We start from the raw sequence: 25067 nt of genomic DNA, 5'->3' as shown, positions 1-25067 counted from the left end.
GAGGTAAACATATGAGGAAGATGCGAATATATGAATATGCAAAAGAAAAAAATGTTACAAGTAAGGAAGTAATCGAACAATTAAAAGGTTTAGGTTTTTCTGTCAATAATCACATGTCTGTAATCGATGAAGAAGCGATGCAAAAACTTGTTGGGGAAAGTAATGGGGCTTCTGGGACAGAAGAAAAAGCAGTTGCGTCAAATACTAAGAAAGAAGACCGTCCGTCTAATATGAAAAAAACACAAAATGTTCGTGATGATAAAGGAAATAACAATCAACAAAAAAACAACAATAAAAAAGGCAATAAAAAACAAAAAGGCAAACATAACCACCAACAAAATCAAGCCCCGCAAAAGCCTGTTAAGCAAGCTCTTCCTGAAAAGATTACATACTCAGGTTCATTAACAGTAGGTGACCTTGCGAAAAAGCTTCATAAAGAACCATCAGAAATCATTAAGAAATTACTCTTTTTAGGGGTAATGGCAACGATTAATCAAGAGTTAGATAAAGATTCTATTGAATTGATTGCTGGAGATTATGGAGTTGAAGTGGAAGAAGAAATTATTATTGATGCAACAAACTTCGAAGAGTTTGTTGAAGAAGAGAACGAAGCTGAATTACAAGAACGTCCTCCAGTTGTAACGATTATGGGACATGTCGACCATGGTAAAACAACATTGCTTGACTCAATCCGTAATACTAAAGTAACTGCTGGGGAAGCTGGTGGGATTACACAGCATATTGGTGCTTACCAAGTAGAAGTTGAAGGAAAACGTATTACATTCTTGGATACACCAGGTCACGCTGCGTTTACAACGATGCGGGCTCGTGGTGCTCAAGTTACGGATATTACTATCCTTGTTGTTGCTGCTGATGACGGTGTTATGCCTCAAACAAAAGAAGCAATTAGCCATGCAAAGGCAGCGGGTGTTCCTATTATTGTTGCAGTAAACAAAATGGATAAGGAAGCTGCAAATCCTGATCGTGTTATGCAAGAATTAACCGAGTTTGAATTAGTACCAGAGGCTTGGGGTGGCGATACAATTTTTGTTCCTGTATCTGCACTTCAAGGAGAAGGTATAGATGAATTACTGGAAATGATTTTACTTGTTGCAGAGGTAGAAGAGTATAAAGCAAATCCAGACAGTTTAGCAAGAGGGACTGTTATCGAAGCTCAATTGGATAAAGGACGCGGTCCAGTAGCTACTTTATTAGTTCAATCAGGAACTTTGAAGGTCGGTGACCCTATTGTAGTTGGTAATACATTTGGTCGTGTACGTGCGATGACCAATGATCTAGGTCGTCGAGTGAAATCAGTTGGTCCAGCAGCTCCTGTTGAAATTACTGGATTAAATGATGTTCCACAGGCTGGGGATCAGTTTAAGGTGTTTGAAGATGAAAAAACGGCTCGTCAAATCGGTGAGACTCGTATGATCCGCCAACGTGATGAAGAACGTAACGAAACATCTAAAGTAAGCCTTGATGATTTGTTTAATCAAATCCAACAAGGGGATATTAAAGAAATCAACGTTATCATCAAAGGTGATGTTCAAGGATCAGTTGAAGCGTTACGTGGTTCACTCGAAAAAATTGACGTTGAAGGTGTAAAAGTAAATATTATTCATACAGGTGTTGGAGCAATTACTGAATCAGATATTATTTTAGCTGCGGCTTCGAACGCAATCGTTATTGGATTTAATGTTCGTCCAGATGCTAATACGAAGAGAGTAGCAGAGTCAGAGAACGTTGATATTCGTCTACATCGAATTATTTATAACGTTATTGAAGAAATTGAAAGTGCGATGAAAGGAATGCTTGATCCAGAATATGAAGAAAAAGTTATTGGTCAAGTTGAAATTCGTCAAACATTTAAAGTTTCTAAAATTGGTATGATCGCTGGATCTTATGTAACTGATGGAAAAATTACTCGCGACTCTACAGTGCGTTTAATCCGTGATGGAATTGTTATTTATGAAGGCGCAATTAACGCTCTTAAACGATTTAAAGATGATGCTAAGGAAGTTTCAGCTGGTTATGAGTGTGGTATAACACTAGAGAACTTTAATGATGTTAAAGAAGGAGACATTATTGAAGCATATATCATGGAGGAAATTAAGCGTAAATGACAATAGGTGCAGTTTACTGTGAGCTATTAATTTATGATGCACAGTCTTTAAAGGACAAACGTTCAGTTTTAAAAAGTCTAATAACAAGGTTAAAACAACGCTTTAATGTTTCTGTTGCAGAGATCGGACATCAAAATGTTTGGCAACGATCTGAAATTGCAGTTGTAACTGTATCTACAACTAAAAATGTGGCAGAACAGGAAATAGATCGAGTGTTAGCTTTTATTGATCGTATGACTGAATTGGAACGAACAGTTACAAACTATGAATGGCTATAGGAGCTATTAGTGAGGTGACTTTAAAATGAGTAATGTTAGAGCAAACCGTGTTGGTGAGCAAATGAAAAAGGAACTTAGTGACATTATCATGCGTGAAATTAAAGACCCACGAGTAAGATTTGTTACAGTAACGGGTGTTGATGTAACAGGGGACTTGCAGCAAGCTAAGGTGTACATTACAGTCCTGGGTGATGAAAAAGAGAAAGAAGATACGATTCAAGGTCTTTCAAAAGCGACTGGATTTATTCGAACAGAAATTGGAAAGCGAATCCGTCTTAGAAAAACACCAGAAATTGAGTTTGAATTTGATGAGTCTATTGAGTATGGTAATCGAATTGAAACTTTACTAACTGAAATTAACAAACAAAAAAATGACTAATTAAGAAGAGGCTGACTCATAAGTGTCTTGAAACCTTTACTATGATTAAGGACGTTAATTTCCTTTTTCACATTTGAGGTGAATGACTCTTTGCTAATAGAGTCAGCTTCTTTTTTTAAAGGTTGCACTTACTTAATTGAGGTGACTGAAGTGGAGTATAATGGAATACTACCTTTATTTAAACCAAAAGGAATGACATCCCACGACTGTGTTTTTAAATTACGGAAATTATTAAAAACTAAAAAAATTGGTCATACGGGAACCCTAGATCCTGATGTTACAGGTGTTTTGCCAGTTTGTATTGGAAAAGCGACAAAAGTAGCTGAGTATATGACAGAATACCCAAAAGAATATACTGGTGAAGTTAGACTTGGTTGGACTACAACTACTGAAGATAGTAGTGGGGATATGGTTGAGCGTAAAGCTGTAGATAAAGTACCGACAATAGAACAAATAAATGAAGTCTTAAATGCCTATACGGGAGAAATTAGTCAAATACCACCGATGTATTCTGCGGTTAAGGTAAATGGAAAAAAATTATACGAATACGCGAGAGCAGGATTAGAGGTTGAGCGCCCCGTTAGACGTGTGAAAATATTAGAGTTACAATTAGAGAGTGGTATAGTTACTTATGATGATAAAGATAAAACTGCAGCATTCTCATTCCGAGTTAAATGTAGCAAAGGAACTTATGTACGTACACTTGCTGTAGACATTGGAAAAGAATTAGGGTACCCAGCTCATATGTCTTATTTACAACGGCTCGCTTCAGGTCCTTTCCAATTATCTGATTGTTTCACTTTTGAACAAATTGAAGATATGATCACTAAAAATAAAGTGCAAAATGTATTATTACCAATCGAAAAGGCTATTGCACATTTTCCTTCAGTAGTGGTTGATAAGGTGACTGAAGAAAAAATAAAAAATGGCTCAGTTTTACCACGGTTTAATTCGCTAGATGAAAAGCGGTTTTCTGTATATAATGAAGACGGAGCTTGTATAGCAATCTATCAACTACATCCAACAAAAGACGGCTTAATAAAACCAGAAAAAATGTTGAGTTAATCCTATCTCAACTAAAAGAAGGTGAAAGACATTGGACGTTATCCATTTATCCTACCCGCTGCAGAATAGAAATGTAAAACCTACAGTTATGGCACTAGGCTATTTTGATGGGGTACATATAGGTCATCAAAAGGTTATTGAGACGGCAAAAGATATTGCCGTACAAAAAGGTATACTAACTTCTGTTATGACGTTTAATCCGCATCCAAAAGAGGTATTAAGGAAGACTGCAGAACCAATGATGTATATTACACCTTTAGATCAAAAAATTGAAGTAATATCTAAATTGGGTGTGGACCAACTTTTTGTAGTTCAGTTTGACCACTCATTCTCAAAACTAACACCTCAACAATTTGTTGATGACTACTTAATCAATATGCATGTTAAGCATGTAGTAGCTGGTTTTGATTACAGTTACGGACATTTAGGAAAAGGAACAATGGAAACGCTCCCTTTCCACTCTAGAGGCGTATTTGAGCAGACAACAGTAAATAAAGTCCAATTAGGCGAATTAAAGATTAGTTCGACTTTAATTAGAAGTAAAATTGAAGCTGGAGCTGTAGATGAGCTTACCGAGCTTCTCGGCCGTCATTACGTTGTCGAAGGTGTTGTTGTGCATGGGGATAAACGTGGAAGAACTATTGGTTTTCCTACGGCTAATATTAGATTAACTAATCGATATATGATTCCTAAGCTGGGTGTCTATGCTGTTACGCTAAATGTAAGAGGAACAGAACAAGAAGGTGTTTGTAACATAGGATATCGGCCGACCTTTAAAGATGGAGAGGCACTTCCAACAATCGAAGTACATTTATTTAACTTTAATGAAGAGATTTATGATGAAGCCATTTCTCTTACTTTCCATCAATATATAAGAACAGAGAAAAAGTTTGAGTCAATGAATGAGCTTGTAACTCAAATTGAATTAGATAAAAATGCAGCAGAAAGGTATTTTCAATTAAATAAGGCTAAATAACTTGCATTTCTTATAAAAAAAAGGTATTCTAATATTTGTACTAAAAGTACTATGATGAGTTTAAAGAGGACATGTGCTCCAATTTGAATATCATCACAAACCATTGCTTGGCAAATCGACTCACCGACGTTTTGCTAGGTTACTGGTGATTATATTAAAGGAGGTGGATAGGATGGCACTAACACAAGAACGTAAGAACGAGATCATCAGTGAGTACAAAACTCATGAAAATGACACTGGTTCTCCAGAGGTACAAATCGCTATCCTTACTGAGCAAATCAACACATTAAATGGGCACTTACGTACTCATAAGAAGGATCACCACTCACGTCGTGGTCTTTTGAAAATGGTTGGGCAACGTCGTAATCTTTTAACGTATCTACGTAATAAAGATGTAATTCGTTACCGTAACCTTGTTGATAAGCTAGGATTACGTCGCTAATCACAAGTTAACACTTAATAAAAAGCGGGAGCATTCCCGCTTTTTTATTAGGAAAAATTAATGGTTATTTTAACCAGTTAGTTGCATATTTGATTTATTCTTTTATTTTAAGTATAAATAGGTAATAATAAAGACATATTGAACCATTTTGTTTAACGAGAGGAGTACAAACCTGTATGGAACAAGAAAACCAAGTTTTTTCTTTTGAGTGGGCAGGTCGCCAATTGACGGTAGAAACAGGTCAATTAGCAAAACAAGCAAACGGAGCTGTCATGGTCCGTTATGGTGATACTGCTGTACTTTCTACGGTAACAGCTTCAAAAGAACCGAAAGACTTACCGTTTTTCCCACTTACTGTAAATTATGAAGAACGTCTTTACGCCGTTGGTAAAATTCCAGGTGGATTTATTAAACGTGAGGGACGGCCTAGTGAAAAAGCAATTCTTGCCAGTCGCTTAATTGACCGTCCAATTCGCCCACTATTTGCTGATGGCTTCCGTAACGAAGTTCAAGTCATTAGTATTGTTATGAGTGTGGACCAAGATTGTTCTTCCGAAATGGCTGCCATGATTGGTTCAAGTTTAGCACTAAGTATTTCTGATATCCCGTTCGACGGTCCGATTGCTGGGGTTACAGTAGGTCGAATTAACGATGAGTTTGTTATTAATCCAACACCAACTCAACTAGAGAACAGTGATATTAACTTAGTAGTAGCGGGTACAAAAGAAGCCATTAACATGGTTGAAGCCGGTGCGGACGAAGTTCCCGAGGAAGTCATGTTAGAAGCTATTATGTTTGGTCATGAGGAAATTAAACGTCTTATTGCATTCCAAGAAGAGGTTGTTTCTAAAGTTGGCAAAGAGAAGAAGGAAGTAGTTTTACGAGAACTTGATTCAGAGTTAGAGCAACAAGTTCGTGCAATCGCAGAGTCGGACTTAAAACAAGCTGTACAAGTTGTTGAAAAACATGCACGTCAAGATGCAATTGATGGAGTTATTAACGAAACAGTAGCCAAATTCGAAGAAAACGAAGAAATTAGTTTATCAGAAGTAAAAGAAATTTTACATAAAATTGTAAAAGAAGAAGTTAGACGCTTAATTACAAAAGAAAAAGTAAGACCAGATGGACGAGCAATTGATGAGATTCGTGCGCTGTCCTCACAAGTAAAATTATTACCGAGAACACATGGTTCTGGTTTATTTACACGCGGACAAACTCAAGCTCTCAGTATTTGTACATTAGGTGCATTAGGTGACGTTCAAATTCTTGACGGTTTAGGGATAGAAGAATCAAAACGATTTATGCACCACTATAATTTCCCTCAATTTAGTGTTGGTGAAACAGGACCAATCAGAGGACCAGGTCGACGTGAAATTGGACATGGTGCACTTGGAGAACGTGCATTAGAACCTGTTATTCCTAATGAAAATGATTTCCCTTACACGATCCGTTTAGTTTCTGAAGTGCTAGAATCAAACGGTTCAACATCACAAGCATCGATTTGTGCAAGTACGTTAGCGATGATGGATGCTGGTGTCCCGATTAAAGCACCTGTTGCGGGTATAGCTATGGGTCTTGTCAAATCAGGTGAAGATGTTACGGTTCTGACAGACATTCAAGGTATGGAAGATGCATTAGGTGATATGGACTTTAAAGTAGCGGGTACAAAAGATGGTATTACTGCACTACAAATGGATATTAAGATCAGTGGTATTGATCGTTACATCTTAAAGGAAGCACTTGATCAAGCAAAACGTGGTCGTATGGTGATTTTAGATAGTATGTTAGCTGCAATCGGCGAATCACGTAATGAACTATCAGAATATGCACCTAAGATATTGACAATGAAGATTAATCCAGATAAAATCCGTGATGTTATTGGTCCAAGTGGAAAAATGATTAATAAGATTATTGAGGATACAGGGGTTAAAATTGACATTGAACAAGATGGTACAGTGTATATCTCTTCTGTTAATCATGAAATGAACTTAAAAGCCAAATCAATCATTGAAGATATCGTTCGTGAAGTAGAAGTAGGACAAACTTATTTAGGTAAAGTAAAGCGTATTGAGAAATTTGGTGCATTTGTCGAATTATTCAAAGGTAAGGACGGACTTGTTCACATTTCCCAGTTAGCTGAGGAACGGGTGAACAAAGTGGAAGATGTGGTGAAAATCGGTGATGAAATTTTAGTTAAAGTCACAGAAATCGATCCACAAGGACGAGTAAATTTATCTCGTAAAGTGTTACTAAAAGAACAAAAGCAAGAAAGTTAATAATGAGAGGCTGGACAGTGACCAGTCTCTTTTTAAGCGCTATTCAATGCGATAACTAGATTTTTCAATAAGTACAATGTTCTACCCTGTCCAAATGGTGCATACGATTTAGTACAAGGGGGTAGAACAATGAGAAGTAGGTATGGTGTTCATTTATTTATCTTTCTAATTATTATTTTAATTGCCTATGGGACGATACAAAACCCATTTTCAGTGAATTACATAGACCAATTGAAGCAAGAGTCAATAATGGTGACCAAGATGCAAGATCCACTATATGAACAAATCGCTACTGAAGCAAAAAAGTATGAGAAACCAGCAATTGATGCAGTTGCAGATAAGGTGTGGAAAGCAATACCTGGGTATAATGGTATTGAAGTTGATATTGAAGCATCTTACCAGAAAATGAAGAAACAAGCTGCTTTTGATAAACATAAACTAGTTTTTCGAGAAATAGAGCCGAGTGTTCATTTAGATGACTTGCCTCCGTTGCCTATTTATAAAGGAAACCCAGAAAAACCTATGGTTAGCCTACTTGTTAATGTAGCTTGGGGTAATGAGTATTTACCTGATATGCTTAAGGTGATGAATGAGTATGATGTTAAATCCACTTTCTTTCTTGATGGCTCTTGGGTAAAAAATAATCCTAAATTGGCTAAAATGATACTAGAAGAAGGTCATGAAATAGGTAATCATGCATATTCACACCCAGATATGAAACACTTATCCACTTCACGAATAAGTGAAGAGCTTAAAAAAACAAATGAAGTAATCTACGCAACATTAGAAGTTACACCAAAGTGGTTTGCTCCTCCAAGTGGTAGCTTTCGGCAAGAAGTTGTCGATATTGCTGCAAACTTAAATATGAAAACGATAATGTGGAGTGTTGATACAGTTGATTGGAAGCGGCCAGAGCCACAATCAATGGTACAAAGAGTCCTAAATAACATCCATCCAGGAGCGATGGTCCTCATGCATCCGACATCTTCAACTGCAGCAGGTCTAGAGCAAATGATTGTCGGTATTAAGGACAAGGGATATCAAATCGGTAACGTATCACATTTAATGGATGAGTCAAGGATTAATTTTGGTGTAACCCTAGACTAAGTTAGGGGGATGTATATTGATACAAAAAATGGAATTACCAAATGGATTACGAATACTTTTTGAACAAATACCTCATGTACGTTCAGTGTCTATAGGAATATGGATTGGCACAGGTTCAAGATTTGAAGAAAAACGTGAGAATGGAGTATCGCATTTTTTAGAGCATATGTTTTTCAAAGGAACGAATACGAGATCTGCTGCAGATATTGCAGAAGCATTTGATTGTATTGGTGGTCAAGTTAATGCATTTACTTCTAAAGAGTATACGTGCTATTACTCGAAAGTTTTAGATGAACATGCTGATTATGCATTAGATGTTTTATCTGATATGTTCTTCAACTCTGTTTTTGCTCATAAGGAGCTTGAAAAGGAGAAAAATGTAGTTTTTGAAGAAATAAAAATGGTAGATGATACTCCAGATGATATTGTACATGACCTATTATCAAAAGCGACTTATGGTGACCATCCACTTGGACTACCAATCCTAGGAACTGTGGACACATTAAGTTCCTTTGATGCTGATCTTCTTCGTGACTACATGAAAAGATTTTATACAGCTGAAAATGTAGTCGTATCAATTGCTGGTAATGTAGATGAAAAGCTTATCGAAAAGGTTAAGGAAACATTTTCTACAGTACAAAAAAGTGACGGAGCAGGAACTGTTCAGAAACCTCTATTCTTGGCAGATCAAATTGCGAGGAAAAAAGAAACAGAACAAGCTCATATTTGTATAGGTTATCAGGGCTTACAAATTGGACATAAGGATATCTACAGTCTTGTCCTTTTAAATAACATTTTAGGTGGTAGCATGAGCAGCCGTCTTTTCCAAGAAATTCGTGAAAAACGTGGCTTAGCTTACTCTGTATTCTCCTATCATACTGCTTATCAAGATGATGGAGTATTAACATTGTACTCTGGTACTGCTCCACATCAACTAGATGAATTATATGAAGCGGTTATGTATACGGTTGGTCAATTAAGTCAAGATGGAATTAAAGAGAAAGAGCTCAAAAACGGTAAAGAACAATTAAAAGGAAACTTAATGTTAAGTCTTGAGAGTACAAATAGTCGTATGAGCCGAAACGGCAAAAATGAATTATTGTTAAGACGCCATCGTTCATTAGATGAAATCATTGATGAGATTAACACTGTCTCACTTGAAGCAGTAAATGATTTAGCAAAAACAATTTTTACAAGTACGCCTGCAATTTCCCTAATTAGTCCAAAAGGTGAATTACCTAAAGGATTGCAACAGTAAATAATAAGTTTCTTATGACCAGGTTTAATTGAACCTGGTATTTTTTTGTCCAAAAGTTCATAAGAAATATAAAGGGACTGATCTGTAGTAGGGAGGGATCAACGTGAGGTTAAGTGAAATAAGTGGTAAGGAAATCATTGATTATCAAAAAGGAGAACGTTTAGGCATTCTCGGACAGACTGATCTTGTAATTGATGAAAATACTGGCCAAATTCAAGCATTTATTATTCCGACAATGAAATGGTTTGGATTTGGGAAAAAGGATAAAGAAGTTATGGTGTATTGGAATCAAATTAAAAAGATTGGGGCAGACATGATAATTATTGATATGGGAGAATTTTAAATCGAGTAGCACAGAGAAACTGACATTTCATGTCAGTTTCTTTTTTTGCCTGGGTGCTGTTAAAAAGATACCATAATCAAACACCCTAATAATTGTAAAGTAAATATTCACCCATTTTACATTAGATACATATGCTAGTTGTGAAATAGCTAAGGTAATAACAAATAGGTATGGAAAATGAATTAAAGCAATCACATTTATTTACTGTTTCAGTTTTCTATTGACATTCCGTTACGTCGACGCTTACCAACCTAAAAGACTTAAAAAGAATAGTTACTAAAACCACCGACTAACCCCAAAAATGATAAGGATGGTTAACCATTACTTATTATGAGTTTCATTTTAAAAGGAAAGGGGAGAAATAAGGATGCTTACTGGAAAGCATATTGTTGTTATGGGCGGAGATGCAAGGCAATTAGAAATTATTCGCAAACTTTCTAGCCTAGATGGAAAAATCTCCATGGTTGGCTTTGAACAACTCGATGATGGGTTTGTAGGAGCAACAAAGAAGCAATTAGATGAAGTAGATTTTAATACTGTAGATGCTATATTACTACCAGTTAGTGGAACTGGTAAACAAGGTGAAGTCGAAACGATTTTTTCAAATGAAGAATTAAAACTAACTAAGGAGATTTTAAAAAATACACCTGAGCATTGTGTAGTCTATACAGGAATTACAAATGATTATTTAAACCAAACTGTTAAGACTGCGCATCGTCAACTAGTAAAGCTCTTAGATCGAGATGACATCGCTATATATAATTCAATTCCTACCGTCGAAGGAACTATAATGATGGCTATTCAACATACTGACATCACAATTCATAGTTCAAAGGTTGTTGTTATTGGTTTTGGTCGTGTCGGTATGTCAGTAGCAAGGACATTTGCTGCATTAGGTGCAGATGTCAAGGTTGGGGCGAGAAATTCAAGTCATATCGCTCGAATTACTGAAATGGGTCTAAAACCGTTTCACACATCGAAGTTAATTGATTATGTTGCAGATGTAGATATTTGTATAAATACAATTCCAACGATGATCGTTACGGCAGATGTTATTGCGCAAATGCCTACAAATTCGTTAATTATTGATCTTGCTTCAAAACCAGGTGGAACGGATTTCCGATTTGCGGAAAAAAGAGGAATTAAAGCATTGCTCGCTCCTGGTTTACCTGGTATTGTGGCTCCAAAAACAGCAGGTCAAATACTTGCCAACGTCTTAGCTACTTTATTAAAAGATCAAGATAAGAAATAAAAAGGAGGACATGGTCATGTCATTAAAAGGAAAGCATATTGGCTTTGGATTAACCGGTTCTCATTGTACGTATGATGAAGTGTTACCTGAAATGAAGAAGCTTGTTGATTTGGGTGCAAAGGTGACTCCTTTTGTAACGCATACTGTAGCATCAACAGATACAAAATTTGGTAAAAGTGAGGATTGGATCCAGAAGATTAAAGAGATTACACAAGAGGATATTGTCGACTCTATGCCAAAAGCAGAGCCGTTTGGCCCAAGTACACCATTAGATTGTATGGTAATTGCCCCGATGACAGGTAATTCAACGAGTAAATTTGCAAATGCAATGACGGATTCCCCTGTTTTAATGGGTGCAAAGGCTACATTAAGAAATGGGAAGCCAGTTGTGCTAGCAATCTCTACTAACGATGCACTCGGGTTAAATGGAGTTAACATTATGAGGTTAATGGCAACAAAAAATATCTTCTTTGTTCCATTTGGTCAAGATAATCCACAGGTAAAACCTAACTCTCTTGTAGCGAGAATGGAAGCATTACCTGAAACAATTGAGTCTGCGATTGCTGGTAAACAATATCAACCAGTTTTAGTGGAAAAATTCAGAGACTAGTCTTATAACGCTGTTGCTAAAAAAGAAGATTTCCCTTAAAGTTTAATAGAAGTGCTTGGGTGATTACTGTCATTTAAGCTTTGGTATGTTAAAATAGATGTCATCAATATGAACTTTTAATTTGGTGAGTGTTAAAACATCCACTATTAAACTATGAATCTTGAAGGGAGATAGGAAACATGGCAGTTGAAAAAGGATATCATATAGCGGTCGTAGGAGCAACTGGAGCAGTAGGGCAACAAATGTTAAAGACATTAGAGGAAAGAGATTTTCCAATTCAATCGGTTAAACTACTTTCTTCTAAGCGTTCTGCAGGAAAGAAGATCATTTTTAAAGGTGAAGAGATTACTGTTGAAGAAGCAACTCCAGAAAGTTTTGAAGGCGTACAACTGGCCTTATTCAGCGCAGGAGGTTCTGTTTCTAAAGCGCTAGCTCCAGAAGCAGCAAAGCGTGGTGCGATTTGTGTTGATAATACAAGTGCGTTCCGAATGGATGAAAATGTACCTCTAGTTGTACCTGAAGTAAATGAGGAAGATTTACGACTTCATAACGGAATTATTGCAAACCCAAATTGCTCAACTATACAAATGGTAGTTGCTCTTGAACCATTACGTGAAAAATATGGTATTAAAAAAGTTGTTGTTTCAACGTACCAAGCCGTATCTGGTGCAGGGTTAAATGCCATTAATGAAATGAAAGACCAAACGAAGGACCTGTTGGAAGGAAAAGAAGTAACTCCAGAAGTTCTTCCAGTAGGTGGGGATAAAAAGCATTACCAAATTGCGTTTAATGCGATCCCTCAAATCGATAAATTCCAAGAAAATGGATACACTTTTGAAGAAATGAAGATGATTAACGAAACAAAAAAAATTATGCACCTGCCAGAACTAGAAGTAGCTGCTACTTGCGTTCGTCTGCCAGTTGAAACAGGTCATTCAGAATCGGTCTACGTTGAAACGGAAAAGGGCGGAGCGACAGCAGAAGAGATTAAGCAATTATTAGCTTCTTCACCAGGTGTGACATTACAAGATGACCCAGCAAACCAAGTATATCCAATGGCAATTGATTGTGTTGGTAAAAATGATGTATTTGTGGGTAGAATTCGAAAAGATTTAGACCGAGATAATGGCTTCCATATGTGGATCGTCTCGGATAACCTTCTTAAGGGTGCTGCATGGAACTCAGTTCAAATCGCAGAGAGTTTAGTTAAATTACAATTATTGAAATAAGAGTAGGTGTCCTATGAAGGTAATTGTTCAAAAGTTTGGTGGAACGTCTGTTAAGAATGATGAAGTGCGGCGTTTAGCTGCTCGTCATGTACAAAAATCCGTAAATGATGGTTATAAAGTTGTGGTAGTTGTGTCAGCAATGGGTCGCAGTGGCGATCCATATGCTACTGACACATTATTAAACCTTATAAATACGAAAACAGTACCGAAAAGAGAACAGGACCTCCTTCTTTCGTGCGGAGAAATAATCTCATCGGTTGTTTTTACAGATTTGTTAAGTAGTTATGGTGTTAACGCAAAAGCAATGACTGGCGCTCAAGCTGGTTTTAGAACCAATGACGACTTCTCAAATGCAAAAATTGTTGAAATGAAATGTGAAAAGTTATTAAAGGCCCTTGAGAAAGTTGATGCAATCGTAGTAGCTGGATTTCAAGGTCAATCGAAAACAGGTGAAATTACAACACTAGGCCGTGGTGGTAGTGATACTTCTGCTACTGCAATTGGAGCGGCAATAGGAGCAGAGTGGGTTGATATATTTACAGATGTTGAAGGTGTCATGACAGCGGATCCTCGTATTGTTGAGGGAGCTAGACCATTATCGGTAGTAACGTATAATGAGATTTGTAATATGGCTTATCAAGGTGCAAAAGTCATCCATCCTCGTGCTGTGGAAATTGCTATGCAAGCCAAAATTCCAATTCACATTCGTTCAACTTATTCCGACAGTAAAGGGACAATCGTAACATCAACTGTTGGAGACCAGCAAGGTCAAGATGTGCAGGACCGATTAATTACAGGTATTGCAAACTTGGCAAAAGTAACTCAAATAAAGGTCCTCGCTAAAGAAGGTCAATATGATCTACAGGAGAAAGTTTTCAAGGCAATGGCAAATGAAAAAATTAGTGTGGACTTTATTAATATTAATCCATTAGGTGTCGTTTATACCGTTATGGAGGAAGTTGCTGATCGAGCTATAGAAATCCTAGAACAAATGGGATACGAACCACTAGTTACAAGAGAATGCGCAAAAATTTCAGCTGTCGGGGCTGGAATGACAGGAGTACCAGGAGTTACCGCAAAAATTGTAGCTGCACTTTCAAAAGAAAATATACAAATATTACAGTCAGCAGACTCACATACGACCATTTGGGTATTAGTGAAAGGTGAAGACATGATTAAAGCGGTAAATGCTTTACATGACATGTTTCAACTTGAAAAAGAAAGTATGTTTGAACCAAGTCGTTCATTGGAAGAATGATACTGTATGTAGCTACAGTTTAAGGAGATGAACAAAGTGAACTTTGGTCGGGTTTTAACAGCGATGGTTACTCCTTTTGATAATAAGGGTAATATAGATCTTCACACTACAGAATTACTTGTTGAACACCTTATAAATAATGGATCGGATGGTCTCGTTGTTGCAGGGACAACAGGTGAATCTCCGACTTTGACCATAGAAGAGAAGCTGGCACTTTTTGAGAGAGTAGTAAAAGCTGTAAATGGGAGAATTCCAGTTATAGCAGGTACAGGATCGAATAATACTCAAGCTTCGATTGAGCTAACAAAGAAAGCAGCTTTGCTTGGAATAAATGGAGTTATGGCCGTTACTCCTTATTATAATAAACCTTCACAACAAGGAATGATCGAACATTTCAAAGCAATAGCTAATTCAACAACTTTACCAGTTATGCTTTATAATATTCCAGGTCGATCTGTTGTAAATATGACTGTTGAGACAATTGTCGAGCTGTCGAAAGTAAGTAATATCGTCTCTGTAAAAGAGGCAAGTGGTGATTTAGAACAAATGGCAGCTATTATCGAGAAAACAGATGAAGACTTTACCTTGTATAGTGGTGATGATAGCATAACTCTACCATCATTAGCAATTGGTGGTAATGGTGTTGTTTCTGTAGCTTCACATATTATTGGGAATGAAATGCAAGAAATTATTCAGTCGTTTCAATCTGGAAACGTAAATGAGGCTGCGAGACTACATCGTAAATACCTCCCAACGATGAAAGCATTATTTTTAACGCCAAATCCGACTAGTGTTAAAGCAGCACTTCACATCAAAGGGATTGATGTTGGTAGCGTTAGATTACCACTCGTACCTTTAACGAATAATGAAACAGGAATATTATCACAAATTATTAACAGCTGAACCAATGGTTCAGCTGTTTTATTGTTCCAATTTTTCTAGATACATCTTGTTTTCTATTTGAATTTTAAGTTATACTACAAACAAGTGATTAGTTCGGGTAAATTTTAATGGCAAATAGTATAACGGTTTATGGCTAATGGCACGCCAGTAATTTATAGGACACTAACAACATTAAAATGTATCGTAAAAAAGAATTGTTGATAATAGAAGGCTCTATTATAATGTTGCTTTTTGCTTCTAGACCGCTAACCAAGGGAATGCTTGGTTTTCACACATATAAATTTTAATTAGCGTCAAAAAGAATGAATTAAACGTTAATAAGAAGTATTATAAATAAGGCTGTGTTAAAAGGATGTTCTAGAAAATCGTTGGCACTAGGCTCATTGCGTGAAATATGAGTTTCTAAGCCTTTGGAGTACACTCTATGTAACGTTAACAGAGCTATTAAAGACGGTCTTGAAGAAGCAGCATTGAAAGCAGCCAAATAAAAAAGCATTTTTAAAAACTAACTAATCTTAAACCATTACTGATTTCTATATAAACACAAAACTTTGTATTTTTTTACGGAAATGTCTGCATATTGTTGATTTCAGTAAGTGTCTACTTTGACTACGACGAGTATTCCTTGCAGTATGGTAGATTAAATTAGATTTTTCACAATATTAATTTTAGTTAGCTAACTTATGCGATTAATTAAGCATTTTTATTTCATTGTGCATTTAGGAGGAACATGAATTGTCAAAAGTAAATACAGAAAATATTAGAGTTTTTGCCTTAGGGGGAGTCGGCGAGATAGGCAAAAATATGTATGTGGTAGAGGTCGAGGATGATATTATCGTAATCGACTCTGGTTTAATGTTCCCAGATGATGACATGTTGGGAGTAGACATTGTAATTCCAGATATCTCATACCTAGTAGAAAACGCTGACCGTGTCCGTGCCATTATTCTAACTCATGGTCATGAAGACCATATTGGTGGATTGCCATATATTTTACAGAAATTAAAAGTACCCGTTTATGGAACGAGATTAACCCTTGGATTAGTAGAGGCTAAACTTCGTGAAGCTGGAATATATAAATCAACAACTCTGAAGTTAATTGATAATAATTCAGAAATAACAGTAGGTTCAACACCAGTATCATTTTTTAGAACTAATCACAGTATCCCTGATTCAGTAGGAATTGTTATAACTACAAGTTATGGTGCAATCGTTCATACGGGGGACTTTAAGTTTGATCAAACCCCTGTAGATGGCAAACATGCAGAAATTGGTAAGATGGCTACACTTGGTAATGAAGGTGTACTTTGTTTGTTATCAGATAGTACGAATGCGGAACGACCTGGACATACACTTTCTGAAACAGTTGTAGGACAAGGTATTGCTGAAGTTTTCCAGAATACAATGAATAGAATTATTGTGACTACATTTGCTTCAAATGTCCATCGTATTCAACAAGTAATAACTGCTGCGACAAAAGCAAAGCGTAAAGTTGCAATTGTTGGAAGAAGTATGGAAAAAGTAATATCAATTGCAAATGATCTAGGATACTTAAATGCTCCAGACGAGCTATTTATAGATGTCGATCAAGTTAAAAATTATCGTCCTGAACAGATTGCTATTATTACAACAGGTAGCCAAGGTGAACCAATGAGCGCCCTTACTAGAATGGCAAGAGGTGCACATCGTCAAATCACATTGTCAAGCGAAGACACTGTAATCATTGCAGCATCGCCAATTCCAGGAAATGAAAAATCAGTTTCAAAAATTATTGATCAGCTGTACCGGATCGGCGCTGAAGTTGTATACGGCCATACAAAAGTACATGCTTCAGGTCACGGCAGCGCAGAAGAATTAAAATTAATGTTAAACCTAATGAAACCAAAATACTTTGTTCCAATTCATGGTGAGTATCGAATGCAAATTGCTCATCGGGATCTTGCTGTGGAAGTAGGAGTAAACCCTTCAAAGATCTTCCTGGTTGAAAAGGGAGAAGTAGTAGAATTTGTTGATGGAGCAGGTAGAAAAGCAGGTAAAGTTCCATCTGGAAATGTCTTAATTGATGGTCTGGGAGTTGGAGATGTCGGTAATATTGTATTACGTGATCGCCGTTTACTCTCAAAAGATGGAATTTTAGTAGTTGTTGTTACCTTAAATAAATCAAATGGAGAAATAATTTCAGGTCCTGATATTATATCGAGAGGGTTTGTTTATGTAAGAGAGTCAGAGAAACTTCTCGAAGAGGCTACTGGAATGGTTAAACAAACATTAGTAAAATGTGTAACAGAAAATGTTAATGAATGGTCTTCATTAAAAAGTAGCATTAGAGAAGTGTTAAGTCGTTATTTATTCGAAAAAACAAAGCGTAGACCAATGATCTTACCAATCATTATGGAAGTATAATACACTAAGAAGCGGGTTAAGCAATCCGCTTCTTTTTTGCGTGTAATAGTTGTATTGAGCTTTAGAGTTAATGATTTAGACTCTTTTCTTAGTGAGTGTTGCTTTTGAAATAAATCAGCTGATGGTCAAATGCAAAAGCTTTCTGTAGTTATTTATGTCATTCTCATATCTAATGGGAATTATTCGGCTGTATCACGACATACTATCATTAGATACATATAAAGGAGGACCATATAATGACTGAATCAAACCAACCGCAACAACCTCAAGGTGATGAAAAGCCAGCACTTGAACCTAAATCGAGTATTGTTAATAAAATTCAAGAATTAGGTCAAACGAATGTTCCAGATATGGATGCTTCGAACATACATTGTATAACGATTGTCGGTCAAATCGAGGGACATATGCAGTTGCCACCTCAAAATAAAACGACTAAATATGAACACATTATTCCACAGCTTGTTGCTGCAGAACAAAATTCAAAGATTGAAGGAATGTTAGTAATATTAAATACAGTCGGTGGAGACGTTGAAGCTGGTTTAGCAATTTCAGAGATGATCGCCTCGATGTCAAAGCCAACCGTCACACTTGTTTTAGGAGGCGGACATTCTATAGGTGTACCAATTGCAACTGCTTCTAATTATAGTTTTATCGCAGAAACAGCAACAATGACGATTCACCCAGTCCGTTTAACGGGGCTTGTTATCGGCGTACCGCAAACATTTGAATATTTAGATAAGATGCAAGAACGTGTAATTCGCTTCGTAACGAAACATTCTTCGATTGATGAAGAAAAGTTTAAGGAACTTATGTTTTCGAAAGGTAATTTAACGCGTGATATCGGGACGAATGTTATTGGAACAGATGCTGTGGAGTACGGAATAATTAATGAAGTAGGTGGATTAGGTCAAGCATTAAAGAAGCTTAATGAATTAATAGAAGAACGTCGTTCACAACATGCTGGTGGCGGTGATATGGTCCAATGATCCTATATACAATGTTACCTGAAGAGATGATATTTCCACAAGATGAAAGTAACTATGCTAAACAGCAAACAATTCCTGTCGATGGTGGAATGTTAGTCGTAGAAGATATCGGAGAATCGCAGTATAAAGTGGTACGTCTTATTAGTAGTGATCCACATCAATACTTGAATGAAAACTATGCGCCAGGGCGAATTATAATGGGGAAACCCCAACTTTAATAATGTAGACAAGTTTTGTATTATGTTATAATCATAATACAAAACTTGGTTGAAGCAGCCAATTTTGGCTGCTTTTCTTATTAGAAGGGAAAAAAGGTAATTAAATTATCAGTTATAAATGTCAATTTTAATAACGGAAAGGTAAATGGCAAAAAACATAGAGTTTCACTTTATGAGACAAGCACCATTGTATTTTCGTATATAAAGTCGCACTAGAGGGTGAAATGATGTCTAAAAAAAGAAAAAAGAAAAAAACAACAGAATGGAAAACGCAATTAACGTATGAGTTAATTGGATTATCTTTATTTATTTTATCTATAATTACATTTGCAAAATTAGGTAGTGTCGGTGAGGTAATTGTTTATCTATTTCGATTTTTTATTGGTGAATGGCACGTTGTACTAACGATTGCTCTTTTTCTTTCAGCTTTGTATATAATTATTAAACGTGAAGTACCTTCCTTTTGGACGAGGAGATTAGCTGGTCTTTATTTGCTATTATTTTCATTTATTTTATTGTCTCATGTTCGATTGTTTGAAGTTTTAGCTAGTAAGGAAGGCTTTGATGATCCGTCTGTTTTACGAAATACCTGGGAGTTGTTTTGGATGCAAATCCATCAAAATGCACCTGTTAATGACCTTGGAGGTGGAATGGTAGGTGCACTTGGATACGCTGCGACTCACTTTTTATTTGATGCTCCAGGAACATACTTGATTTCATTTTTCGGCATGATCGTTGCCGTATTGTTAATTACTAATCAGTCCCTATCGGATGTTATTAATCGTGTCCTCGCCAAGATTAAGCAAATGGTTAAAGTCACTTTTAGTTTCATTCAAAAGTTATTAAGCGGCTGGTTTGATGAATTGTCCTCTAAGTTATCAGAGTTAAGAGAAAAGCAAAAAGAAAATAAAGAGCATGTCACCGAACAGCAAAAGGAACAAACAGAGAATACCTCCATTTCTTCAGAGCCAGTCATACATGATTTTACGAGCCAAGCTTATGTAGACGACACACCAGACCTGACATTGCCATTATCAGATGAAGTAACTGTGGATACAAAAAAACCTAACAGTAAGGAAAATAACAATCAACAAGAACAAGCTACAGCAGTTCAACCGTTAATTATGTCTGAAGTTGCAAATGAACATTATAAATTACCAAGTTTAGAATTACTACATTTACCCAATAATAATGGACAACATATGGAAAAAAGACATATATCTGCAAATGCTAAAAAGTTAGAGCAGACACTGGAGAGTTTCGGAGTAAAAGCAAAAGTAACGGAAGTTCATCTAGGGCCTGCTGTTACAAAATATGAAGTTCATCCAAATGTAGGTGTCAAAGTAAGTAAAATTGTTAATTTAGCTGATGATTTAGCACTAGCTCTAGCAGCGAAAGATATACGTATAGAGGCACCTATTCCTGGAAAATCTGCAATTGGAATCGAGGTTCCAAACAAAGAAGTAGCCCTTGTAACGTTAAGAGAGGTTCTTGATTCAGCAAAAAATAGGCAAGAGGCTCACCCACTTTCAGTTGCTCTAGGCCGAGATATTTCAGGTGAACCTGTATTGGCATCATTAAATAAAATGCCGCATTTACTAGTGGCTGGTGCAACAGGTAGCGGAAAGAGTGTATGTATTAATGGTATTATTACGAGTTTACTTATGAAAGCAAAGCCTCATGAAGTAAAGCTAATGATGATTGACCCTAAAATGGTTGAATTAAACGTTTATAATGGTATACCACACTTACTAACACCAGTTGTTACCGAGCCTAAAAAAGCTTCACAAGCTTTAAAGAAGGTTGTTAGTGAGATGGAGCGCAGGTACGATTTATTTTCACATTCAGGAACGAGGAATATTGAAGGTTATAATGATCTCATAAAAAAGCAAAATGAGACTGAAGAGGCAAAACAACCATTATTACCATATATCGTTGTAATTGTTGATGAATTAGCAGACTTAATGATGGTTGCATCTGGAGATGTCGAAGATTCAATCACGCGTTTAGCACAGATGGCACGTGCTGCTGGTATCCATATGATTATTGCTACACAGCGACCTTCTGTCGACGTTATTACAGGTGTGATTAAAGCAAATATCCCTTCGAGAATAGCATTTGGAGTATCGTCTCAAACAGATTCTCGTACGATCCTTGACAGCGGGGGTGCGGAGAAGCTTTTAGGCCGGGGAGACATGCTTTATCTTCCAGTAGGGGCAACTAAGCCAACTCGTGTACAAGGGGCATTTTTATCCGATGATGAGGTTGAAACAGTTGTGGATTTTGTCATTAGTCAGCAAAGGGCGCAATATCAAGAAGAAATGACTCCATCTGAAGAACCTGAAATTGTAACTGAAGTGGATGATGAACTATATCAACCTGCAGTTGAACTTGTAGTAGAAATGAATACAGCCTCTGTATCGATGCTGCAACGTAGGTTTAGAATTGGTTATACGAGAGCAGCTAGACTTATTGATGAAATGGAAGCTAGAGGCATTGTAGGGCCATATGAAGGAAGTAAACCAAGGGAAGTATTAGTTTCAAAGTCTACAGAAGAAGCGTCAGCACAATAATTGTTGGTGTTAAGGAGTGGGGAGAATGATTAAAGCTGATAGTCGTCCATTGTATTTACAAGTTATTGATAAAATCAAAGAAGATATTGATCAACAAATTTTTAAAGAAGGGGAAAAATTACCTTCTGAATTTGAACTATCTAAGCAGTTAGGAGTTAGTAGGGCAACTTTGAGAGAAGCATTGAGAATCCTCGAAGATGAAGGGGTAGTCTTACGAAGACATGGTGTGGGTACATTCGTACATTCAAAGCCGTTGTTTTCTTCGGGGATTGAAGAGTTGTATAGCGTTTCAGATATGATCGCCAACGCTAATAAAGAACCTGGGACTATCTTTCTGTCTTCTTTTGTGGAGGAAGCAACTGAAGATGATAAAGTAAGGTTCGATGAGGAGACTATGGAGAATTGTGTTGTCATTGAAAGAGTTCGAACTGCTGACGATGAGCCTGTAGTTTATTGTTTGGACCGAATTCCAGAAGAAATGCTTGGTAAACACTCTATTCACGAAATTGGGTCTATTTTTAAATTTTTAGAGTCAATCGGGCATAATATCTCTTATGCTGTTACAACGATCGTCCCTGTTGGGTATCATGATAAGATATCACCTATATTAAACTGTGAACCAGAAACATCGTTGTTGTTACTAAAGCAAATGCATTATGATGAGTCAGATCAACCTATTCTTTTTTCCTTAAATTATTTTAGAGCAGATAAATTCAAGTTTAAAGTAGTAAGAAAGCGAATAAAGGCATAACCTATGCCTAAGTAGGAAGTATATTCTATAGTAGGGAGTGATACGATGAACCAGCTCCAGGAAATTCACAGTGAGTTGAATGGTATGCATTTACATATGGTAAATACACCAAAGTATAAAACTACAACACTCGTTTTATTGCTAAAAGCTCCGTTACAATCAGAAACGGTTACAAAAAGAGCATTAATCCCCCATATCCTTCAAAGTGGCACTGCTCAATCACCTACAAGGAAAGAGCTAAGAAATCGATTAGATGAACTTTACGGAGCAAGTTTATCTGTTGATGTTCAAAAAAAAGGTGAAGAACATGTTATCGGCATTAGAATGGACATTGCAAATGAGAAATTTCTTAAAGACCCGACACCATTGTTTGAACATGCTGTTCAATTATTAGCAGAAGTATTACTACAGCCTAATCAAGAAAACGGGCAATTTATCTCAGCAATTGTTGAGAGTGAGAAGCGGTCGCTTAAACAGCGCATAAAATCGGTGTATGATGATAAAATGCGCTATGCAAACATGAGAATTACTGAAGAAATGTGTAAAGGGGAACCCTTTGCATTATCCGTCCATGGGGATGAAAAACAAATAGACTCTATAAATGAAAAGGATCTATTTGATTATTATCAACAATTACTAAAGGAAGATAAAGTTGATCTGTATATAGTTGGAGATATCAATCCAGATGAAGTGAAAGAAAAAGTGGAGCAGTATTTTGCTCTTCCTGAAGGGCGTACTAATACAGGAATTGATGTTGAAACAACACAAAAAGATGTGATAGAAGTGAATACCGTTTTTGATGAACAAGATGTTAAGCAAGGAAAGCTTCATATGGGATACCGCACGTACACAACCTATAAAGATGATAATTATTACGCTCTACAAGTTTTTAATGGGTTATTCGGAGGGTTTTCTCACTCTAAGCTATTCATTAATGTCCGAGAAAAAGCGAGTTTAGCTTATTATGCTGCTTCCCGTTATGAAAGTCATAAAGGAATTATTATGGTAATGTCAGGTATTGAATTTGAAAATTATGATAAAGCAGTTTCAATTATAAATGAGCAGATGGAGAATATGAGAAAAGGTGAATTTACTGACGGTGAGTTAGATCAAACTAAAGCAATGATTAATAACCAGTTGTTAGAATCAGCCGATACTGCAAGAGGGTATGCTGAACTTTTATATCATAATGTAATAGCTAAACAAGATCGTTCACTTGATGACTGGATTGCAGGGATAAACAAAGTAACTAAAGAAGATGTTGTAGCCATTGCTAACAAAATTAAGTTAGATACCATCTATTTCCTTAAAGGAAAGGAGGGGGCGAAAGCATGAGAGAAATCCAATTTGATCAATTAAAAGAGACCCTTTTCTATGAAAAGCTAGATAATGGACTTGATGTGTATATCCTTCCGAAAAAAGGATTTAACAAAACATATGCAACGTTTACGACAAAATACGGTTCAATTGATAATCATTTTATCCCACTTGGATCAAAAGAAGCTATTGTTGTTCCAGATGGAATTGCTCACTTTTTAGAGCACAAAATGTTTGAAGATGAACATGGTGATGTGTTCCAAGATTTTAGTAAGCAAGGAGCTCAGGCAAATGCGTTTACGAGTTTTACACGAACAGCTTACCTGTTTTCAAGTACTGCAAATGTAAATCATAACCTTGAAACACTTCTTAACTTTGTACAACATCCTTACTTTACAGAGGAAAGTGTTGAGAAGGAAAAAGGAATTATCGGTCAAGAAATTAATATGTACGACGATAATCCTGATTGGCGTGTATATTTTGGTGTAATTGAGAATATGTATGAACACCACCCAGTGAAAATTGATATTGCAGGGACAATACCCTCGATTTCAAAAATAACGAAAGACTTATTATATCAATGCTATGAGACCTTTTATCACCCGAGTAATATGTTAATGTTTGTCGTAGGACCAGTTGAGCCGAATGAAATCTTACAGCTTGTTAAAGAGAACCAACAACAAAAAACATTTAAAGAACCTGAACAAATCCAGCGTTTCTTCCCAGCAGAAGGTGAAGAGGTAGCAAAAAAGAAAAATATTATTACGATGAGTGTACAAACACCTAAGTGCCTTGTAGGTTTTAAGGAAGGTCAGCCGACAAAACAAGGTATAGAATTGCTTAAGCATGAACTAGGTATGAATATTTTACTGGATTTAATGTTTGGTCAAAGTTCTTCAAATTATCAAGAATTGTATGATGCAGGTTTAATCGATGATACATTCTCCTTTGACTATTCAGCAGAATACGGATTTGGATTTACTATTCTTGGTGGAGATACAAAGTATCCCGATAAGTTAGCTGATAAAGTGAAAGAAATGGTTGAAGCCTTTGTTTCAAGTTCATTAAATGAGGGAGAAGTTGAAAGAGCAAAGAAAAAGAAAATTGGGTCTTTTTTAAGATCACTTAATTCCCCAGAGTACATTGCTAATCAATTTACCCGTTATCAATTTAATGATATGAATTTGTTTGATGTTGTGTCGACGCTAGAAAAAATTGATGCGGAGACTTTAACAGCGATCATGAAAGAGCATTTTAATTTTGATCGGTTTACTGTTTGTCAGGTGAAGCCTGAGGGATATACGGAGGAAGGTTAAC

Annotated in this window: 22 protein-coding genes; all 22 read left to right on the top strand. The window is 36.4% G+C overall.

What is annotated here, in order from left to right:
- The first annotated feature begins 11 nt into the window (after positions 1 to 11).
- The 22 genes from infB (at position 12) to yfmH (ending at position 25066) form a co-directional block, all read left to right on the top strand.
- The gene (gene infB, locus GKP30_RS03335; RefSeq protein WP_216827949.1) at positions 12 to 2126 is read left to right on the top strand and encodes a translation initiation factor IF-2; all 2115 of its coding nucleotides are present in this window, start codon (positions 12 to 14) and stop codon (positions 2124 to 2126) included.
- Entirely contained in the window at positions 2123 to 2404 is a 282-nt protein-coding gene (locus tag GKP30_RS03330; RefSeq protein WP_216827948.1) for a DUF503 domain-containing protein, read from the top strand. Before infB ends, GKP30_RS03330 begins: the two co-directional genes overlap by 4 nt.
- Positions 2405 to 2429: 25 nt before the next feature.
- The gene (gene rbfA, locus GKP30_RS03325) at positions 2430 to 2783 is read left to right on the top strand and encodes a 30S ribosome-binding factor RbfA (RefSeq protein ID WP_216827947.1); all 354 of its coding nucleotides are present in this window, start codon (positions 2430 to 2432) and stop codon (positions 2781 to 2783) included.
- Between the two features lie 150 nt (positions 2784 to 2933).
- A complete protein-coding gene (gene truB / locus GKP30_RS03320; RefSeq protein WP_216828092.1) occupies positions 2934 to 3848 on the top strand; it encodes a tRNA pseudouridine(55) synthase TruB in 915 nt (304 codons plus the stop codon).
- 31 nt (positions 3849 to 3879) lie between these two features.
- Positions 3880 to 4824 (top strand): bifunctional riboflavin kinase/FAD synthetase, encoded by a 945-nt coding sequence (gene ribF / locus GKP30_RS03315; protein ID WP_216827946.1) that lies wholly within the window; start codon positions 3880 to 3882, stop codon positions 4822 to 4824.
- A gap of 172 nt (positions 4825 to 4996) precedes the next feature.
- The gene (gene rpsO / locus GKP30_RS03310) at positions 4997 to 5266 is read left to right on the top strand and encodes a 30S ribosomal protein S15 (protein WP_216827945.1); all 270 of its coding nucleotides are present in this window, start codon (positions 4997 to 4999) and stop codon (positions 5264 to 5266) included.
- A gap of 176 nt (positions 5267 to 5442) precedes the next feature.
- Positions 5443 to 7542 carry a polyribonucleotide nucleotidyltransferase gene (gene pnp, locus GKP30_RS03305; protein WP_216827944.1) on the top strand — a complete coding sequence of 700 codons (2100 nt, stop codon included), beginning with the start codon at positions 5443 to 5445 and terminating at the stop codon, positions 7540 to 7542.
- A gap of 129 nt (positions 7543 to 7671) precedes the next feature.
- On the top strand, positions 7672 to 8649 hold the full coding sequence (locus tag GKP30_RS03300; RefSeq protein WP_216827943.1) for a polysaccharide deacetylase family protein: 978 nt from the start codon (positions 7672 to 7674) through the stop codon (positions 8647 to 8649).
- 28 nt (positions 8650 to 8677) lie between these two features.
- Complete coding sequence (locus GKP30_RS03295; protein WP_407928582.1) at positions 8678 to 9907, top strand: M16 family metallopeptidase; 1230 nt, start codon at positions 8678 to 8680, stop codon at positions 9905 to 9907.
- A gap of 103 nt (positions 9908 to 10010) precedes the next feature.
- Complete coding sequence (locus tag GKP30_RS03290) at positions 10011 to 10250, top strand: YlmC/YmxH family sporulation protein (RefSeq protein ID WP_216827941.1); 240 nt, start codon at positions 10011 to 10013, stop codon at positions 10248 to 10250.
- 367 nt (positions 10251 to 10617) lie between these two features.
- Complete coding sequence (gene dpaA / locus GKP30_RS03285; RefSeq protein ID WP_216827940.1) at positions 10618 to 11502, top strand: dipicolinic acid synthetase subunit A; 885 nt, start codon at positions 10618 to 10620, stop codon at positions 11500 to 11502.
- A gap of 16 nt (positions 11503 to 11518) precedes the next feature.
- The gene (locus tag GKP30_RS03280; RefSeq protein ID WP_216827939.1) at positions 11519 to 12112 is read left to right on the top strand and encodes a dipicolinate synthase subunit B; all 594 of its coding nucleotides are present in this window, start codon (positions 11519 to 11521) and stop codon (positions 12110 to 12112) included.
- Positions 12113 to 12291: 179 nt separating this feature from the next.
- Positions 12292 to 13341 (top strand): aspartate-semialdehyde dehydrogenase, encoded by a 1050-nt coding sequence (gene asd / locus GKP30_RS03275; RefSeq protein WP_216827938.1) that lies wholly within the window; start codon positions 12292 to 12294, stop codon positions 13339 to 13341.
- 13 nt (positions 13342 to 13354) lie between these two features.
- Entirely contained in the window at positions 13355 to 14599 is a 1245-nt protein-coding gene (gene dapG, locus GKP30_RS03270; RefSeq protein WP_216827937.1) for an aspartate kinase, read from the top strand.
- A gap of 27 nt (positions 14600 to 14626) precedes the next feature.
- Positions 14627 to 15502, top strand: coding sequence for a 4-hydroxy-tetrahydrodipicolinate synthase (dapA, locus tag GKP30_RS03265; RefSeq protein WP_216827936.1), 876 nt, complete (start codon positions 14627 to 14629; stop codon positions 15500 to 15502).
- 735 nt (positions 15503 to 16237) lie between these two features.
- Positions 16238 to 17905 carry a ribonuclease J gene (locus GKP30_RS03260; RefSeq protein WP_216827935.1) on the top strand — a complete coding sequence of 556 codons (1668 nt, stop codon included), beginning with the start codon at positions 16238 to 16240 and terminating at the stop codon, positions 17903 to 17905.
- A gap of 236 nt (positions 17906 to 18141) precedes the next feature.
- Positions 18142 to 18891: a ClpP family protease gene (locus GKP30_RS03255; RefSeq protein WP_216827934.1), complete on the top strand. Its 750-nt coding sequence runs from the start codon at positions 18142 to 18144 to the stop codon at positions 18889 to 18891.
- Complete coding sequence (locus GKP30_RS03250; protein WP_216827933.1) at positions 18888 to 19109, top strand: YlzJ-like family protein; 222 nt, start codon at positions 18888 to 18890, stop codon at positions 19107 to 19109. Before GKP30_RS03255 ends, GKP30_RS03250 begins: the two co-directional genes overlap by 4 nt.
- A gap of 224 nt (positions 19110 to 19333) precedes the next feature.
- Entirely contained in the window at positions 19334 to 21682 is a 2349-nt protein-coding gene (locus tag GKP30_RS03245) for a DNA translocase FtsK (protein ID WP_216827932.1), read from the top strand.
- A gap of 25 nt (positions 21683 to 21707) precedes the next feature.
- Entirely contained in the window at positions 21708 to 22433 is a 726-nt protein-coding gene (locus GKP30_RS03240) for a GntR family transcriptional regulator (protein ID WP_216827931.1), read from the top strand.
- Positions 22434 to 22478: 45 nt separating this feature from the next.
- Positions 22479 to 23768: an EF-P 5-aminopentanol modification-associated protein YfmF gene (yfmF, locus tag GKP30_RS03235; protein ID WP_216827930.1), complete on the top strand. Its 1290-nt coding sequence runs from the start codon at positions 22479 to 22481 to the stop codon at positions 23766 to 23768.
- A complete protein-coding gene (yfmH, locus tag GKP30_RS03230; RefSeq protein ID WP_216827929.1) occupies positions 23765 to 25066 on the top strand; it encodes an EF-P 5-aminopentanol modification-associated protein YfmH in 1302 nt (433 codons plus the stop codon). The genes yfmF and yfmH overlap by 4 nt, the downstream gene beginning before the upstream one ends.
- The last annotated feature ends 1 nt before the right edge of the window (position 25067 follow it).

The organism is Alkalihalobacterium elongatum (assembly GCF_019024285.1).
Lineage (GTDB): Bacteria > Bacillota > Bacilli > Bacillales > Bacillaceae_F > Alkalihalobacterium > Alkalihalobacterium elongatum.
The sequence above is the reverse complement of the archived record's forward strand: the minus strand, read 5'-3'. Positions and strand labels throughout refer to the sequence as shown.

Bases quoted from the DNA above. Each gene is read 5' to 3' on its own strand.
- asd (WP_216827938.1), top strand. From the start codon at position 12,292: ATGGCAGTTGAAAAAGGATATCATATAGCGGTCGTAGGAGCAACTGGA.
- GKP30_RS03255 (WP_216827934.1), top strand. From the start codon at position 18,142: ATGACTGAATCAAACCAACCGCAACAACCTCAAGGTGATGAAAAGCCA.
- GKP30_RS03245 (WP_216827932.1), top strand. From the start codon at position 19,334: ATGATGTCTAAAAAAAGAAAAAAGAAAAAAACAACAGAATGGAAAACG.
- infB (WP_216827949.1), top strand. From the start codon at position 12: ATGAGGAAGATGCGAATATATGAATATGCAAAAGAAAAAAATGTTACA.
- GKP30_RS03250 (WP_216827933.1), top strand. From the start codon at position 18,888: ATGATCCTATATACAATGTTACCTGAAGAGATGATATTTCCACAAGAT.
- GKP30_RS03280 (WP_216827939.1), top strand. From the start codon at position 11,519: ATGTCATTAAAAGGAAAGCATATTGGCTTTGGATTAACCGGTTCTCAT.
- GKP30_RS03300 (WP_216827943.1), top strand. From the start codon at position 7,672: ATGAGAAGTAGGTATGGTGTTCATTTATTTATCTTTCTAATTATTATT.
- GKP30_RS03295 (WP_407928582.1), top strand. From the start codon at position 8,678: ATGGAATTACCAAATGGATTACGAATACTTTTTGAACAAATACCTCAT.
- dapG (WP_216827937.1), top strand. From the start codon at position 13,355: ATGAAGGTAATTGTTCAAAAGTTTGGTGGAACGTCTGTTAAGAATGAT.
- GKP30_RS03330 (WP_216827948.1), top strand. From the start codon at position 2,123: ATGACAATAGGTGCAGTTTACTGTGAGCTATTAATTTATGATGCACAG.
- yfmH (WP_216827929.1), top strand. From the start codon at position 23,765: ATGAGAGAAATCCAATTTGATCAATTAAAAGAGACCCTTTTCTATGAA.
- dapA (WP_216827936.1), top strand. From the start codon at position 14,627: ATGAACAAAGTGAACTTTGGTCGGGTTTTAACAGCGATGGTTACTCCT.
- rbfA (WP_216827947.1), top strand. From the start codon at position 2,430: ATGAGTAATGTTAGAGCAAACCGTGTTGGTGAGCAAATGAAAAAGGAA.
- pnp (WP_216827944.1), top strand. From the start codon at position 5,443: ATGGAACAAGAAAACCAAGTTTTTTCTTTTGAGTGGGCAGGTCGCCAA.
- GKP30_RS03240 (WP_216827931.1), top strand. From the start codon at position 21,708: ATGATTAAAGCTGATAGTCGTCCATTGTATTTACAAGTTATTGATAAA.
- rpsO (WP_216827945.1), top strand. From the start codon at position 4,997: ATGGCACTAACACAAGAACGTAAGAACGAGATCATCAGTGAGTACAAA.
- dpaA (WP_216827940.1), top strand. From the start codon at position 10,618: ATGCTTACTGGAAAGCATATTGTTGTTATGGGCGGAGATGCAAGGCAA.
- yfmF (WP_216827930.1), top strand. From the start codon at position 22,479: ATGAACCAGCTCCAGGAAATTCACAGTGAGTTGAATGGTATGCATTTA.